Below are 13,115 nucleotides of genomic sequence, written 5' to 3'. Positions count from 1 at the left end.
TTAAATATTGTTCTACTGTAGGTTTACAGGGCTAGTGTAAATTTGTATGAGGTTTTTGCTTTTAAAAGTTTCTAAGAAAGCAATGAGCTCATTGTTTTTTAAAATTTTATACCTATTGTAAAGCCCAGGAGTATTATTAAATACCTTGCTAGCAACAAATTCAGCGTGCTCTAAATCATAAGTGCCAACAGATTCTTCTAATTTCAATTTTACTTTAGATAAATTTTTTTGGTAGGATTCTTCAGAAATGTTTTCTGTTTCTTTTATTTCGATATGATTCATCATTGCTATTTTTTTATTAGTTTTTATTAGAAGGTTATGATATAGCTTTTCTTTAAGGGAAGGCTCCCCTTATTTATCAAAAATATTAAAAAATGTGGAATTATTTATAAGGTGCTTATATGTAATTTTAAGAGAGTGCTATTTATTTTTTTGTCCTACAGGTATTTAGACTTTGTTTTCCGTATTTATACCTAGTTGATTTCTAGTATAAATACGTATAAAAATATTTTCTAAGCAAGAATTCTTATAGTTACTTTTAAGTAAAAGAGTAGTAATACATCTATTTTAACTTAAACAGATTGAGGAATATGGCTACTTTTTAAAGTTTGCTTTTTGTGCCATTCGTCATACCTGTCTTTATGCTTAAAACGCTTATGAGACCATAAATAGAATTCGGGTTGTTTGGTTATATGTTGTGTTGTTATTTGTAAATATCTATCCGTAATTTCAAAGTCTTTTAACTTGTTAGGAGTTTCTGTTATCAATTGAAATTCAGCCTCATAATATCCACGTTTCTTCTTCGTTATGTTCATATTAACCACTACAAAGTTATGCTTTTTAGCTAATATTTCAGCACCTGTATGAACAGGTACCTTTATATTGAAAAAGTTAGCCCAATATTTCGTTTTTTCTACTTGTGGAGATTGGTCACTTAATAAAATATATAAGCTTTGAATATTTTTTTTAACTCTATCATTAACGCTTTTGTTGAATAAAGTAGTAACAGTACCATCATAACCAAATTTTTTTCTTGAAGATTTTATTACTTTCTCAAAATAGGGGTTTTGGATTTTGGTATAAGTACCATAGCAATTAAGTTTGGCAAACATAGGGAGTCCAAAAGACCACTCCCAATTAGCTTGATGAGAGCCCGTAAGAACAATGCTTTTTCCTTTTTGTGCAAGCTCATTTATAAGGCTGATATTTTTATAAACATAACGTTTTCGCATGCTCTTTTCACTCATAGAAAAAGCTTTAACGCTTTCCATGATTAAATCCGTAAAGTGGCGAGAAAATTTTTTGGATAAACTTTTTATTTCAGCATTACTTTTTTGCGGAAAAGCCATTCTTAAATTACTTTCAACAACCTTCTTTCGATAACCAAAAACATAGTGAATTAGGAAGAAAAAGAAATCTGAAATTAAATAAAGAAACCACATTGGCAATTTAGATAATAGCCAAATAAAAGGGTAAGTAAGTGCAAATACTAAAAAGGACATATACTTCAATTAAGTTGCAAATATCGAATATAAAAATTGAAAACACACAAGACTATTGCAAGAATTAGCTATGTTTGCTAACTAAAAAATGTAATATAATATGAGTAGAATTGTATTAGTAGTAATTATAGCTACGGTTTTGGTTTCTTTAAAAGGCTTTAATGACCGTTTTTTCTTTGATAGATATAAATTTCAAATTAGTGAAATTTTAAACGGTGATAAATTTCGAATGTTTAGCTCGGGGTTTTTACATGCAGATTATATTCATTTATTTTTCAATATGTATGCATTGTATTTGTTTGGAGATATTGTAGCAAATAGTCTAGGAAGCATAAATTTTATGGTTGTTTATATAGGAAGTTTGCTAGGAGGAAGCATGTATTCACTTTATAGACATAAAAGAGCACCTTATTATAGCGCAATAGGAGCTTCTGGAGCTGTTTCAGGAATTGTATATGCAGCAATCATGTTGTATCCAGGTATGGAATTAATAATGTTTCCCATTCCTATTCCAATGCCAGGTTATATTTTCGGAATAGGATATTTGTTATACTCAATTTATGGAATGAAAAAACAATTAGGAAATGTAGGACATGCTGCTCATTTAGGAGGAGCAATTGGTGGGTTCATCATTACCTTATTATTATTTCCTGCGTTGTTTTCAGAAAATAAAATGTTTATTGCATTCTTAGCGGTTCCTATTATAGGGTTATTAGCTTTTGGAGATAGATTACAAAAAATGTAGGTTTAAATGAAATGAATAAAAAAAACCGAAACTTTTGTTTCGGTTTTTAGAGCGAGAGACCAGGTTCGAACTGGCGACATTCAGCTTGGAAGGCTGACGCTCTACCAACTGAGCTACTCTCGCAGGTAAAGCAAAATTGTATTTTACTACAACTTGTCTATGTTTAGCTTCCTAAAAGGAAATTTTAGAGCGGGAGACCAGGTTCGAACTGGCGACATTCAGCTTGGAAGGCTGACGCTCTACCAACTGAGCTACTCCCGCAGTAAAGCAAAATTGTATTTTACTACAACTTGTCTATGTTTAGTTTCCTAAAAGGAAATTTTAGAGCGGGAGACCAGGTTCGAACTGGCGACATTCAGCTTGGAAGGCTGACGCTCTACCAACTGAGCTACTCCCGCAGTAAAGCGGTTGCAAATATAGAAGGTTTTTTAGTATCTACAAAGAATTTCTCGAAAAAAATTAGTAAAATTTTTTGTCTTTACGCATAACTTTCAGAAAATGAAAACCGTAGATATCAAAACCTTCGTTGTAATAAAATTTGTGCGATTTAGTATTACCAGTGTAAGTATTTAATTCTATAGCTTCACAGCCTTTCGCTTTTGTATGCTCATAAATATATTCAAAAAATCTTTTACCAATATTTTGCCCCCTGTACTGTTCATCTATAATTACGTGATCTGGTTCAACACTTTTACCGATGTAATGCCTTAAACTATACCATAAACCGCAAATACCAATTAATTTTGTGCGATCAAAAGCGCCTAGGCATTCATAATTTTGATAATTTACCATTTCTAAAATGCGATCTTTTAAGATGTTAGGAGGTGTTTTAGTGTTTAACTTTTGTAATAAAGGGAGTATTATTGATATATGCTCTTTTTTAATAGGACTAAAATGGATATTCATTGCTTTTATAATTTGATATAAAGATATATAATACTATTAAAATGATAGAAATAAAAAAAATAAAGGCCTCAGAAACTTATGCTATTAGAATTGAGGTATTAAGAAAAGGAATTGAGTTGCCTTTTGAGTTTTATGGAGATTTTGACGAAAATACATTCCATATAGGTGCTTTTAAAGAAAATGAGTTATTGGGTGTGGCAACTTTTATGGAGTTTGAGAATCCATTATTTAGAGGAAGTCAATACCAGCTTAGAGGAATGGCTGTACTACCTTTGTGGAGGAAAAGGAGAATAGGAGCAATGATATTGGAGAAATCTTTAATTATTTTAAGAGATAGAACTATAAGGGTACTCTGGTGTAATGCAAGAGATAATGCAGCTGGTTTTTATAAAGAACAAGGATTTGATCTTATAGGAAAGGCTTTTGAGGTAAAGTTAATAGGGACTCATTTTTTGATGAGAAAATATGTAATGAGTTAAGATGCTATTCGACGGATATTCAAACATACGTACTATAAAGAAATCAATTTTCGAAATTTGAATAAAGATAGATACAAAACTTATCCTTGATGAAAAAAATACTAATATCAGTGGCAATTTTATGTACTCTTGGAGTATGGGGGCAAAAAAAAGAAGTTACTATAAAAACACACAAAGTTACCGATAAGGTATATATGTTAACAGGGCAAGGTGGAAATATAGGGTTGCATATAGGAGATGAAGGAGTGTTTATGGTAGATGATCAGTTTGCTCCTTTAACACCTAAAATACTCGCTGCAATAAAGAGCATTACAAAAAAACCTGTAAAATACTTAGTAAATACGCATTGGCACGGCGATCATACAGGAGGAAATGAAAATATGAGAAAGGAAGGAGCGGTAATTGTATCTCATAAAAATGTAAGGAGAAGAATGAGTGTAAAACAATTTGTTAGAGGAAAAGAGAAAGAAGCTGCATCAAAAGAAGCATTGCCTGTTATAACTTTTACAGAAGATATGATGATTCATTTAAATGGAGAAGATATGTTAATATCCCATGTTCATAATGCTCATACTGATGGAGATGCGATTGTGTTTTTTATGAAAAGTAATGTAATTCATATGGGGGATACTTACTTTCAAGGAAAATATCCATTTATTGATTTGGAGTCGGGAGGGAGTATTCAAGGATATATCAATGCGATTGATAAGGTATTGTTATTAGCGAACAAAGAAACTAAAATTATTCCGGGGCATCGGAAGGTTTCAAATAAAAAAGAACTGTCTTCTTATAAGGAAATGTTAGTGGTGCTTAGAGATCGTATTAAGGAGGAAATCTTTCAAGGAAAAACCCTTGAAGAGGTAGAGGCTGCTGTGAGAATAACTCAAGAATATGATAAAAAATATGGAGGTTGGTTTATTTCTGGGGAAGGAATTCGAAAAACTATTTATCAAAGTTTGATAAATAGTATGGAGAAATAAGGCAGGGCAAGGGATCAATCCCAAATGCTTCCGCGGAATCTTTCAATGCAAAGGTAAAAGCATTTAGAACACAATTTAGAGGGGTGAGAAACGCAGAATTTTTCCTATACAGATTAACTCAGATTTTTGCTTAACCAGAACAAATGAGGTTGATCCATGATCTCTAACTATTCTTAAATTATAGGGAGTAATTAATAAAAACAAAAAACCTTTACTAAGAATAGTAAAGGTTTCGCGGAGAAAGAGGGATTCGAACCCCCGGACCTGTTACAGTCAACGGTTTTCAAGACCGCCGCATTCGACCACTCTGCCATTTCTCCTGAGCGCCTTATCAGATATTCTCTGATTTCGGATGCAAATATATAATCCTTTTTGGAATATAAAAATATTTTCTCTTTTATTTTTTACTTAATTATAAAAACAAAAAAACCTTTACTAAGAATAGTAAAGGTTTTGCGGAGAAAGAGGGATTCGAACCCCCGGACCTGTTACAGTCAACGGTTTTCAAGACCGCCGCATTCGACCACTCTGCCATTTCTCCTGAGTGTCTCACCAGATCATTGTCTGATTGCGGGTGCAAATATATGTACTATTTATAGAATACAAAAAAAAAACACTGTTTTTTTTATGGTTTTTTGATAGTGTGTTGTTTATTAGTGAATTATGAGTGTGCTTTTTTAGTAGAGAAGAGATCTCTTAAATTAGGGGTATTAAGAAGTAGCGATAATTTACAATCATATCTATAAAATAAAGTTATGTTCTTATAATATTATATGCTAATTTCGCATTCTTAACTCAGTATAAAATTTGATAGTATGTTTAATTCTTTTGGAAATACATTAAAGGTAACAACTTTTGGAGAATCTCATGGAGTGGCAATAGGAGGAGTTATAGATGGAATTCCAGCAGGTCTTAAAGTAGATTTTGAAGCAATTCAATTTGAATTAGACAGACGTAAACCAGGGCAATCTAAAATAGTAACGCAAAGAAAGGAGCCTGATACAGTAGAATTTTTGTCGGGTATTTTTGAAGGAATTACGACGGGTACTTCCATCGGATTTGTGATAAAAAATACCAATCAAAAATCAAAGGATTATAATCATAACACAGATGTGTATAGGCCTTCACATGCAGATTATACTTATGATAAGAAGTATGGGATAAGAGATTACAGAGGGGGAGGGCGAACTTCAGCTCGAGAAACAGCTAATTGGGTAGTTGCGGGAGCATTAGCGAAGCAATTAATAGCGCAGATAGAAATTAATGCATTTACTTCATCAGTAGGTGATATTTTTATAAATAAACCATATCAAGATTTAGATTTTCGAAAAATAGAAAGTAATATTGTCCGTTGTCCAGATGAAGAGTCTGCAACAAATATGATTGAGAAAATCCAAGAAATACGAAAAGCAGGGGATACTATTGGGGGAACGATAACTTGTGTTGTTAAAAATGTTCCGGTTGGTTTAGGAGAACCAATTTTTCATAAGTTACACGCAGAATTAGGAAAGGCTATGTTATCTATAAATGCCGTTAAAGGGTTTGAGTTTGGAAGCGGTTTTTGCGGTGCTAAGATGAAAGGTTCCAAACATAATGATACTTTTGAAGAAGGAGGGAAAACTACCTCAAACTTATCAGGAGGTATTCAAGGAGGTATAAGTAACGGAATGGATATTTATTTTAGGGTTGCTTTTAAGCCTGTTGCTACTATTATGCAGAATCAGCAGACTATAAATTCAAAAGGAAGGCTTACTGAAATAAAGGGAAAAGGAAGACATGATCCTTGCGTAGTACCAAGAGCAGTGCCTATTGTTGAAGCGATGGCTGCTTTGGTGTTAGCTGATTTTTGGTTATTGAATAAAATGAGAAAATTATAAGAGAATTTTATATATAAAAGAACAATCAATGTTTAGGTATTAACTAAAACGATGAAAATACCAGTACTGAATAGGTTACTGGTATTTTTTATTGGATAGTGCTAATTCTTCAGTATTCGTAGTGAAGATACATTGTTATTCCTATAAATTTTAACGATATATACACCACTGGAGAAGGAGGTGAAATCAATTTTATAAAACAAAGAATCTTTGTGAGGAGTAAGGTTTAATAGTTTTTTCCCGATGATATTATAAACTTCTATCAGCTTGATGTAGTCATTTGAAGAAATTGTTAGTATTTCATGTACAGGATTGGGAAAAAAGTGAAAGTTTTCATTTTCAAAAATTGAAGGATAGCCAAGAGTCCCTTCACAAGAAACTGAGGCTTCCCATCCAGGATAGGTTATAGAGCTATCAGAGGTAAATTTAAAAGTTAAAGCACCTGAGTAATGGGTAGATGTTATTTTGTTAGGAGAGTTGTTTCCTGTATAGATACCAATTAGTTGAGCATCAGTGTTAGGACCATCAAAAATGAGCAGCTCATCACAACAACTTTCTAGCTCGAAAGAATGAAAATTTACAGTAATTTTATGGGTTTCATTAGGAGGAAATATAGTAGTAGTATAATTTTCATTGTTAGAATACATGGTGTCAAAACCACCAGAATCATAGAAGTTATCACCAGTGCAATTAGCCCTTGTTTTTATTTTGAAAGGACCAATGTTATTACTTTCTTTGTTGCTGCAATTTGCTTTTAAATAAAAGTCATAGGAGGTGTTTGATTTTAAGTTGTTTAGCGTAAAAGGAGTTGAGTTGATAGTAAGGATAGTGCCATTACCTATATGAAAGTTTTCTTCTCCATATTCTAAAACCCATTCAGATTCTTCCCCATTAGAGCTCCAAGAAATATTAGAAGAATTTATTGTTGTATTTGAAATTTGAATATTGGTAGGAGATGGGCAAGAAGGCTTTTCGGTAAAGCTAATTTTATCAATGTTAATTTCATTAAAAGTATTGCCGTTAGCAATTGCTCTGAACCTAATCTTTACAATATCAGAAAAATCTTTTAAATTGATTAGATGTTCGTGCCAAAGGTCTTTAGAGCTGTTTTGTTGCGCTCCGCTTAAAGTTAAAATGTCATTTATCCAAGTATCGTTACTGAATATATCTATATGGAGACTTCCTATATGACTTCCGTATAGAAATGAGAAGAAATGTAATACAGGGTTTTCTAGAGAAGAAATATTTACAAAAGGAGTTTCTAAAACAGCAACATCTCCAGAAGAAGCATTGGTATATGAGGTCGTTCTGAAATATTGATCTCCTTCGTGAGCTTTGTAAGGTCCTGTTTTAGATTCGCTATAAGTAGCACGTTGCACCTCCCAAAAGTAATGAGCTTCCTGTAGGCTAGGAGTAGTAGACCAACAATCATGAATGGGAGTATTTAGATTTTGATCTTCAACATTGTACAAATATGGCGCATTGAAGATGCCACAGGAGGTTTTAAAACTAATAGGACCTATGATATTGCTGTCATCATCATTAGGAAGGTTTCCACAAATAGCTTTGAGATAAACATCATATTCCGTTTGTGGAATAAGGTTTGTTAATGTATAGGTGGTACTTTTTGAAATCTTATTTATGCCTTTCCCAATCGTAAACCCTTTAACTCCGTACTCTAGTAACCATTCGGTTTCAGTTCCATTACTGGTCCAGCTAATATTTGAACTATTAGAAGTGGTGTTATGACTAGATAAATTATGAGGAGGAGGACAGGTGATTGTGATACAGTCAACAGTAGCAACCCAGCCAGTATTTGTTATAGAATCGTCGGAAATAAAAGAAAATGTTAGACCTTGCCCTTGTTTGGAACGAAGTGTTCCAGGTGAGGTACTTCCTGTGTAATTACCTATAAGAGGACTATTAGTACTATTACCGTTATATACGAGCAAATAATCGTAGCCGTCTTCTATATGAAATTTACTAAAAGAGACCTCAACAATGTCTGTAGCTTTTGAAGGGAGTATTGTAGTAATCGTATTTTCATTATTTAAGTAATTTCTATGAAAGCCACCTGTGTCATAAAAGAGCCCTCCGTTACAATAATCAGGTAGTGTGGTAAATAAAAAAGGACCAACCCATGAACTACGGTTGGTATTACTGCATAAAGATCGTATGTAAACATCATAATTAGTTCTAGGTATTAAGTATAAAGGGGTATATGAAGGAGTATATGTATTGATACCAGTATTAGTAAATGAGGTTCCTTCAGGTACAATCTGAACCTCCCAGTTTAATGAATAGCTATCCGTCCAAGTTATTTTTGCTGAATTTTTAGTAATATTCGTAATAAGGATATTTTCAGGAGGGAAGCACTTGGTTGTAAAAGAAAAAACTTTAGAGTACGTTCCTTCACTGCATATATTTTCATTTTTTACTCTCCAGAAGTAAGTAGTATTTAGAGCAAGTCGATTAGGATGATAAATGTTTTCAGTAGTATTCGCTTGTTCAATAATATTAGAAAAATCGAGATTTTTAGAGAGTTGTATAGTATAGTTTTTAGCATTGATGTCAAAATTCCATTCTAGGGCAGTGTCAGTATCTACTTCTTGGGCATTATTGGCTGGTTTAAGAGAGGTAGGAGAGGTTAAGAAATTGTTATAGGTATGAAAGGAAAGGAAAGATTTTTTTCTAACCGTGTTAGAGAGACCAATGACACTAAAATCTGTTCTTCCTGTGGGGGTGCTATTCGTACTGGATATTGTAAGTGTAATAGGTGTGTTGTTTTTTGAAGCAGCAGAAGGATTAAATGTAGCATTGAACCCTTGAGGTAGGTTTTCAGTAGTAAAGGTGGTAATTTCATTAAAGCCTACATAAGTTTTATAAGTAAAATTATAAATAATCTCGTTCGGTTTGCATATTTCTTTATGGCTTTCAGGAAAACTCATCGTAAATTCAGAGGTATTGAGATGTATATCCATTGCATTTATTGCATAGAAAATATTATTTTTAGGTTGTATCATAATTCTACCTCTTTTGGTCGATTTTTCTATTTCGGGAACTGTTATTATAGCGCTTCCGTTGTTTTCTAAATCAGATGCTATTGTATATGGATATGTATATCCTCCGTCTGTAGATAATAATATGTTTATATGAGAAGTGTTAATTGGAGGATTGTTAGTATTTGCTACATTCCAATTAATTGTTTTTATTTCTCCAACATGCCATGTTTCTGTAGTATTCTGAGAGGTAACGATAAAAGGGCCAGTATTGTCAGTAACAGTGATCGTCATTTCATCAGATGCTGTTTTAGCTCCAATAATTGCGTTATCTCTAACGGTTAATGCAAAATCCATTGTTCTTTGAACAGCAGGAAGTACTTCCCATTTAGGGGTAAAATTTCCATTAATTACGTCGGATAATTGAGGAATATATCGAGTTGGTTTGTATATAGGAGGTCTGCTTCTAAATAAAGGACCTTTTGTCCAACTTGGCTGGGGACTTTCTACAGATTTAGGATCTTCGGGGTCGTTTTGTTCCCAGCAATATGATAAAATAGAGGAATGATCTATATCAGTTCCTGATCCAGTTAAAATAAAAGGAGTTGATTTAGGAATGATATAGTTGTCTCCAGCGTTGGCATTAGGAGGAGTGTTGTTTGTAGGGATTAATTCAGCGCAAGAGCTTTCATTTCGAGTCCATTGAATAATATCTCTAATATCAACATAGTTAAAATAGTCATCGGGTGATTCTTGTACTATAGGAGAGCAGATACCAGCATAGCTCATAATAGAACTACCACTGCCAGGTTCAACTTCCTGTAAACCTATGGAGCTTCTGCAATTCGCGCTACTTTGCACGTGGTACCCTCCAAATTGATGTCCGAATTCATGGCTAGCAATTAAATTGAAATGATCTGAATCGGGAGCATTGTGAGCAGTAAAAGCACTTCCTTTTTTTTGATCGGTACAAACACAAGCAATACAACCAGCGTTTCCGTGTATGCTTATTTCATAAGCAAAGAGATGGCCTATATCATAGTTGGTATTTCCAATAGAATTATCTAAGGTAGTTTGTAAGCTATTATTATAATCATTACTATTGAAGGGGTCAGTTTCAGGGGTTAAAAAAATTAAAGTATCATTGTTAGGTATTAGTTCCATTGTTATACCGAAATCTCTTTCGAATATGCCATTTATTCTTGTGATAGAGTTATTGATATGAGAAAGAACAATAGCTTTTTTTTCGGCGTTGCTTTTTTCATTTCCTGTTAAGAAAAAATTAGAATATGCAGCTGTTGTTGCTATGGCAAGTCTATATTTTCTTAAATATTGATCATTTGCTACGTATTTTTGTTTGCCTCTATTCATATTTCTGACAGTTGCTATAGTATTGCATTCAAAGTTAGAAAATGATGGACCACTGTTCTTATCGTAGCATAAATAGCTGTTACTTTTTATATGATGAGGTTTTATGAGGTATGTTCCTTTACTAGTACTTATAGCTGCATGAAATCCACTATATTTAGAATAACTAATTCTAGCAATTTTGTTTGAAGTTAGACTTCTACCGATAAAAGATTTTATAGAGGGGTATTTCGCTTCTAATTCAGGAGCTAGATAAGAAGTTTTGAAAATTTCAAAAATTTCAAACTCTTTTTCGTTGATAGGAAGTGTTATTTTAGAAAAAGATTCTCGTTGAGTGCTGCTAGGAGCATTTTTGACAATTGTTAAGAAATAGTCTTTGTTGAGTTGTAAAGAGTTGTAATATTTGGTAGGATTCTGTTTACCATTATAGTAGTTGTTAGTTTGCTTCCAAATTTGTTGAGAGTAATTTCTTAAGGTATAAATACACGCAAGAATCAAGAATAATAATTTCTTTTCCATAGTTTTTCTTTTTCATTAACAAAACAAAACTATGAAAAAATAATAAAAAAAGCTCGGATATCCGAGCTTTTTTTATTGTAAAACACTGGTAATCAGGTTAAGCTAACATGGTTACAGGGTTTTCTATATACATTTTTAAGGTTTGTAAGAACTGAGCTCCAACAGCACCGTCAACGGTTCTGTGGTCACAAGCTAAGGTCAATTTCATAGTATTTCCAACTACAATTTCTCCATTCTTGACTACAGGTTTTTCAATGATTGCTCCAACAGATAAAATAGCTGAATTCGGTTGGTTAATGATAGAAGTAAAGCTTTCGATGCCAAACATTCCTAAGTTAGAAACGGTAAATGTACTACCTTGCATCTCAGCAGGGGTAATTTTTTTATTTCTAGCTTTTCCAGCAAGATCTTTTACAGAAGCTCCTATTTGAGTTAAGCTCAATGCATCAGTATGTTTTACAACAGGAACTACTAGCCCTTCATCTACCGCTACTGCTACGCCTACGTGGATATGGCTGTGGTGCTTCGTGGTATTATCTGTCCAGCTAGTGTTTACTTGTGGGTGTTTTTTTAAAGCCATGGCAGAAGCTTTTACAACCATGTCATTAAAGGAAACCTTTACATTAGGAACGTTATTGATTGTTTTACGAGAAGCAATTGCATTTTCCATGTCAACTTCTATATTCAAGTAGAAGTGAGGTGCCGAAAACTTTGAGCCAGATAAGGCTTTTGCGATTGCTTTTCGCATCTGAGAATTTTTAATTTCTTCAGTATGCTCTTCACCAAAAGTTATTGTATTATCTGTAATAGGCGAAGGGTTGATTGTATTGGTAGTTGCTTTTGGAGAAACAATTTCTGCTGTTTGAATGCTAGGAGTATAGTTTTCAACATCTTTTTTTATGATGCGTCCGTTTTCTCCTGATCCTTTGATGTCTAGTAAAGAAATACCTTTATCTTTTGCTATTTTTTTAGCAAGAGGAGATGCAAAAATTCGTTGAGTAGAAGTACTACTAATAGCAACTTCATTTGTCTTATTATCAGTAGTTTTTGTTTCAGTTGTAGGGGCTTCTTTTGTTGTTTCTCTAGGAGTACTAGTGACGGTTAGATTTGTATTGCCTCCTTTTGTAAGGTTTGAAATATCTGTGCCTGCTTTACCAATGATAGCCAATAGGCTATCAACAGGAGCGCTCTCACCTTCTTGAACACCAATATACAATATAGTACCTTCGTTAAAGGATTCGAATTCCATAGTAGCCTTATCTGTTTCAATTTCGGCTAAAATATCACCTTCTTCAACTGAATCACCTACTTGTTTTAACCAAGAAGCAACAGTCCCTTCTTCCATAGTATCACTTAAACGTGGCATTGTAACAATTACAGTGCCTTCAGGAATGGAAGTTGTAGTAGTTTCTGATGTGCTTTTTTCAAGAGATTCTTCTTTTTTTTCTTCAGAAGAAGAAGTAGTGGTAGCGCCGCTTAGTAAAGCAGAAATATCTTCTCCTTTTTCTCCGATAATAGCCAATAAGCTATCAACGGGAGCACTTTCACCTTCTTGAACTCCAATATGTAGAAGGGTACCTTCATTGAAAGACTCAAATTCCATAGTAGCTTTATCCGTTTCAATTTCAGCTAAAATATCACCTTCTTCCACAGTATCACCTATATTTTTGATCCATTGTGCCACAACACCTTCTTCCATGGTGTCACTTAAACGCGGCATATTTATTACTATTGCCATAA

The 13,115-nt window shown here is 33.4% G+C and carries 9 protein-coding genes and 5 tRNA genes; 4 read left to right on the top strand and 10 right to left on the bottom strand.

Features of this window, described 5'->3' with window-relative positions:
- Nucleotides 1–12 precede the first annotated feature (12 nt).
- Both MARIT_RS09800 and MARIT_RS09795 read right to left on the bottom strand, forming a co-directional pair.
- Nucleotides 13–285 carry a hypothetical protein gene (locus MARIT_RS09800; protein WP_024741236.1) on the bottom strand — a complete coding sequence of 91 codons (273 nt, stop codon included), beginning with the start codon at nucleotides 283–285 and terminating at the stop codon, nucleotides 13–15.
- A 287-nt stretch (nucleotides 286–572) separates the two neighbouring features.
- The gene (locus tag MARIT_RS09795; RefSeq protein ID WP_024741237.1) at nucleotides 573–1,502 is read right to left on the bottom strand and encodes a lysophospholipid acyltransferase family protein; all 930 of its coding nucleotides are present in this window, start codon (nucleotides 1,500–1,502) and stop codon (nucleotides 573–575) included.
- Between the two features lie 100 nt (nucleotides 1,503–1,602).
- On the opposite strand from MARIT_RS09795, the gene MARIT_RS09790 reads away from it, so the two are divergent.
- Nucleotides 1,603–2,247: a rhomboid family intramembrane serine protease gene (locus MARIT_RS09790; protein ID WP_100211417.1), complete on the top strand. Its 645-nt coding sequence runs from the start codon at nucleotides 1,603–1,605 to the stop codon at nucleotides 2,245–2,247.
- Between the two features lie 50 nt (nucleotides 2,248–2,297).
- Here the strand turns inward: MARIT_RS09790 and MARIT_RS09785 are convergent.
- From MARIT_RS09785 to MARIT_RS09770, 4 genes are all read right to left on the bottom strand, one after another.
- Nucleotides 2,298–2,370, bottom strand: a tRNA-Gly gene (locus MARIT_RS09785).
- A 65-nt stretch (nucleotides 2,371–2,435) separates the two neighbouring features.
- Nucleotides 2,436–2,508: transfer RNA gene (locus MARIT_RS09780), tRNA-Gly, on the bottom strand.
- 64 nt (nucleotides 2,509–2,572) lie between these two features.
- Nucleotides 2,573–2,645: transfer RNA gene (locus MARIT_RS09775), tRNA-Gly, on the bottom strand.
- A 61-nt stretch (nucleotides 2,646–2,706) separates the two neighbouring features.
- Complete coding sequence (locus tag MARIT_RS09770) at nucleotides 2,707–3,153, bottom strand: GNAT family N-acetyltransferase (RefSeq protein ID WP_024741239.1); 447 nt, start codon at nucleotides 3,151–3,153, stop codon at nucleotides 2,707–2,709.
- A gap of 41 nt (nucleotides 3,154–3,194) precedes the next feature.
- Here MARIT_RS09770 and MARIT_RS09765 point away from each other — a divergent pair, with 41 nt between their 5' ends.
- Nucleotides 3,195–3,632: a GNAT family N-acetyltransferase gene (locus tag MARIT_RS09765; RefSeq protein WP_100211416.1), complete on the top strand. Its 438-nt coding sequence runs from the start codon at nucleotides 3,195–3,197 to the stop codon at nucleotides 3,630–3,632.
- Between the two features lie 89 nt (nucleotides 3,633–3,721).
- A complete protein-coding gene (locus MARIT_RS09760; protein WP_100211415.1) occupies nucleotides 3,722–4,612 on the top strand; it encodes an MBL fold metallo-hydrolase in 891 nt (296 codons plus the stop codon).
- Nucleotides 4,613–4,847: 235 nt separating this feature from the next.
- On the opposite strand, the gene MARIT_RS09750 is transcribed toward MARIT_RS09760, so the two are convergent.
- Nucleotides 4,848–4,932 (bottom strand) — tRNA-Ser (locus MARIT_RS09750).
- Nucleotides 4,933–5,068: 136 nt separating this feature from the next.
- Nucleotides 5,069–5,153: transfer RNA gene (locus MARIT_RS09745), tRNA-Ser, on the bottom strand.
- A gap of 274 nt (nucleotides 5,154–5,427) precedes the next feature.
- On the opposite strand from MARIT_RS09745, the gene aroC reads away from it, so the two are divergent.
- Nucleotides 5,428–6,489, top strand: a complete 1,062-nt coding sequence (gene aroC / locus MARIT_RS09740) for a chorismate synthase (RefSeq protein ID WP_100211414.1) — start codon at nucleotides 5,428–5,430, stop codon at nucleotides 6,487–6,489.
- Nucleotides 6,490–6,590: 101 nt separating this feature from the next.
- Here the strand turns inward: aroC and MARIT_RS09735 are convergent, their stop codons facing one another.
- Both MARIT_RS09735 and MARIT_RS09730 read right to left on the bottom strand, forming a co-directional pair.
- On the bottom strand, nucleotides 6,591–11,375 hold the full coding sequence (locus MARIT_RS09735) for a reprolysin-like metallopeptidase (RefSeq protein ID WP_100211413.1): 4,785 nt from the start codon (nucleotides 11,373–11,375) through the stop codon (nucleotides 6,591–6,593).
- 97 nt (nucleotides 11,376–11,472) lie between these two features.
- On the bottom strand, nucleotides 11,473–13,113 hold the full coding sequence (locus MARIT_RS09730; RefSeq protein ID WP_100211412.1) for a pyruvate dehydrogenase complex dihydrolipoamide acetyltransferase: 1,641 nt from the start codon (nucleotides 13,111–13,113) through the stop codon (nucleotides 11,473–11,475).
- Nucleotides 13,114–13,115 lie beyond the last annotated feature (2 nt).

Source organism: Tenacibaculum maritimum NCIMB 2154 (assembly GCF_900119795.1).
GTDB lineage: Bacteria > Bacteroidota > Bacteroidia > Flavobacteriales > Flavobacteriaceae > Polaribacter > Polaribacter maritimus.
The sequence above is the reverse complement of the archived record's forward strand: the minus strand, read 5'-3'. Positions and strand labels throughout refer to the sequence as shown.

Coding starts and splice junctions, on each gene's coding strand:
- MARIT_RS09770 (WP_024741239.1), bottom strand. CDS start 3,153: ATGAATATCCATTTTAGTCCTATTAAAAAAGAGCATATATCAATAATA.
- MARIT_RS09760 (WP_100211415.1), top strand. CDS start 3,722: ATGAAAAAAATACTAATATCAGTGGCAATTTTATGTACTCTTGGAGTA.
- MARIT_RS09790 (WP_100211417.1), top strand. CDS start 1,603: ATGAGTAGAATTGTATTAGTAGTAATTATAGCTACGGTTTTGGTTTCT.
- MARIT_RS09730 (WP_100211412.1), bottom strand. CDS start 13,113: ATGGCAATAGTAATAAATATGCCGCGTTTAAGTGACACCATGGAAGAA.
- MARIT_RS09765 (WP_100211416.1), top strand. CDS start 3,195: ATGATAGAAATAAAAAAAATAAAGGCCTCAGAAACTTATGCTATTAGA.
- MARIT_RS09800 (WP_024741236.1), bottom strand. CDS start 285: ATGATGAATCATATCGAAATAAAAGAAACAGAAAACATTTCTGAAGAA.
- aroC (WP_100211414.1), top strand. CDS start 5,428: ATGTTTAATTCTTTTGGAAATACATTAAAGGTAACAACTTTTGGAGAA.
- MARIT_RS09735 (WP_100211413.1), bottom strand. CDS start 11,375: ATGGAAAAGAAATTATTATTCTTGATTCTTGCGTGTATTTATACCTTA.
- MARIT_RS09795 (WP_024741237.1), bottom strand. CDS start 1,502: ATGTCCTTTTTAGTATTTGCACTTACTTACCCTTTTATTTGGCTATTA.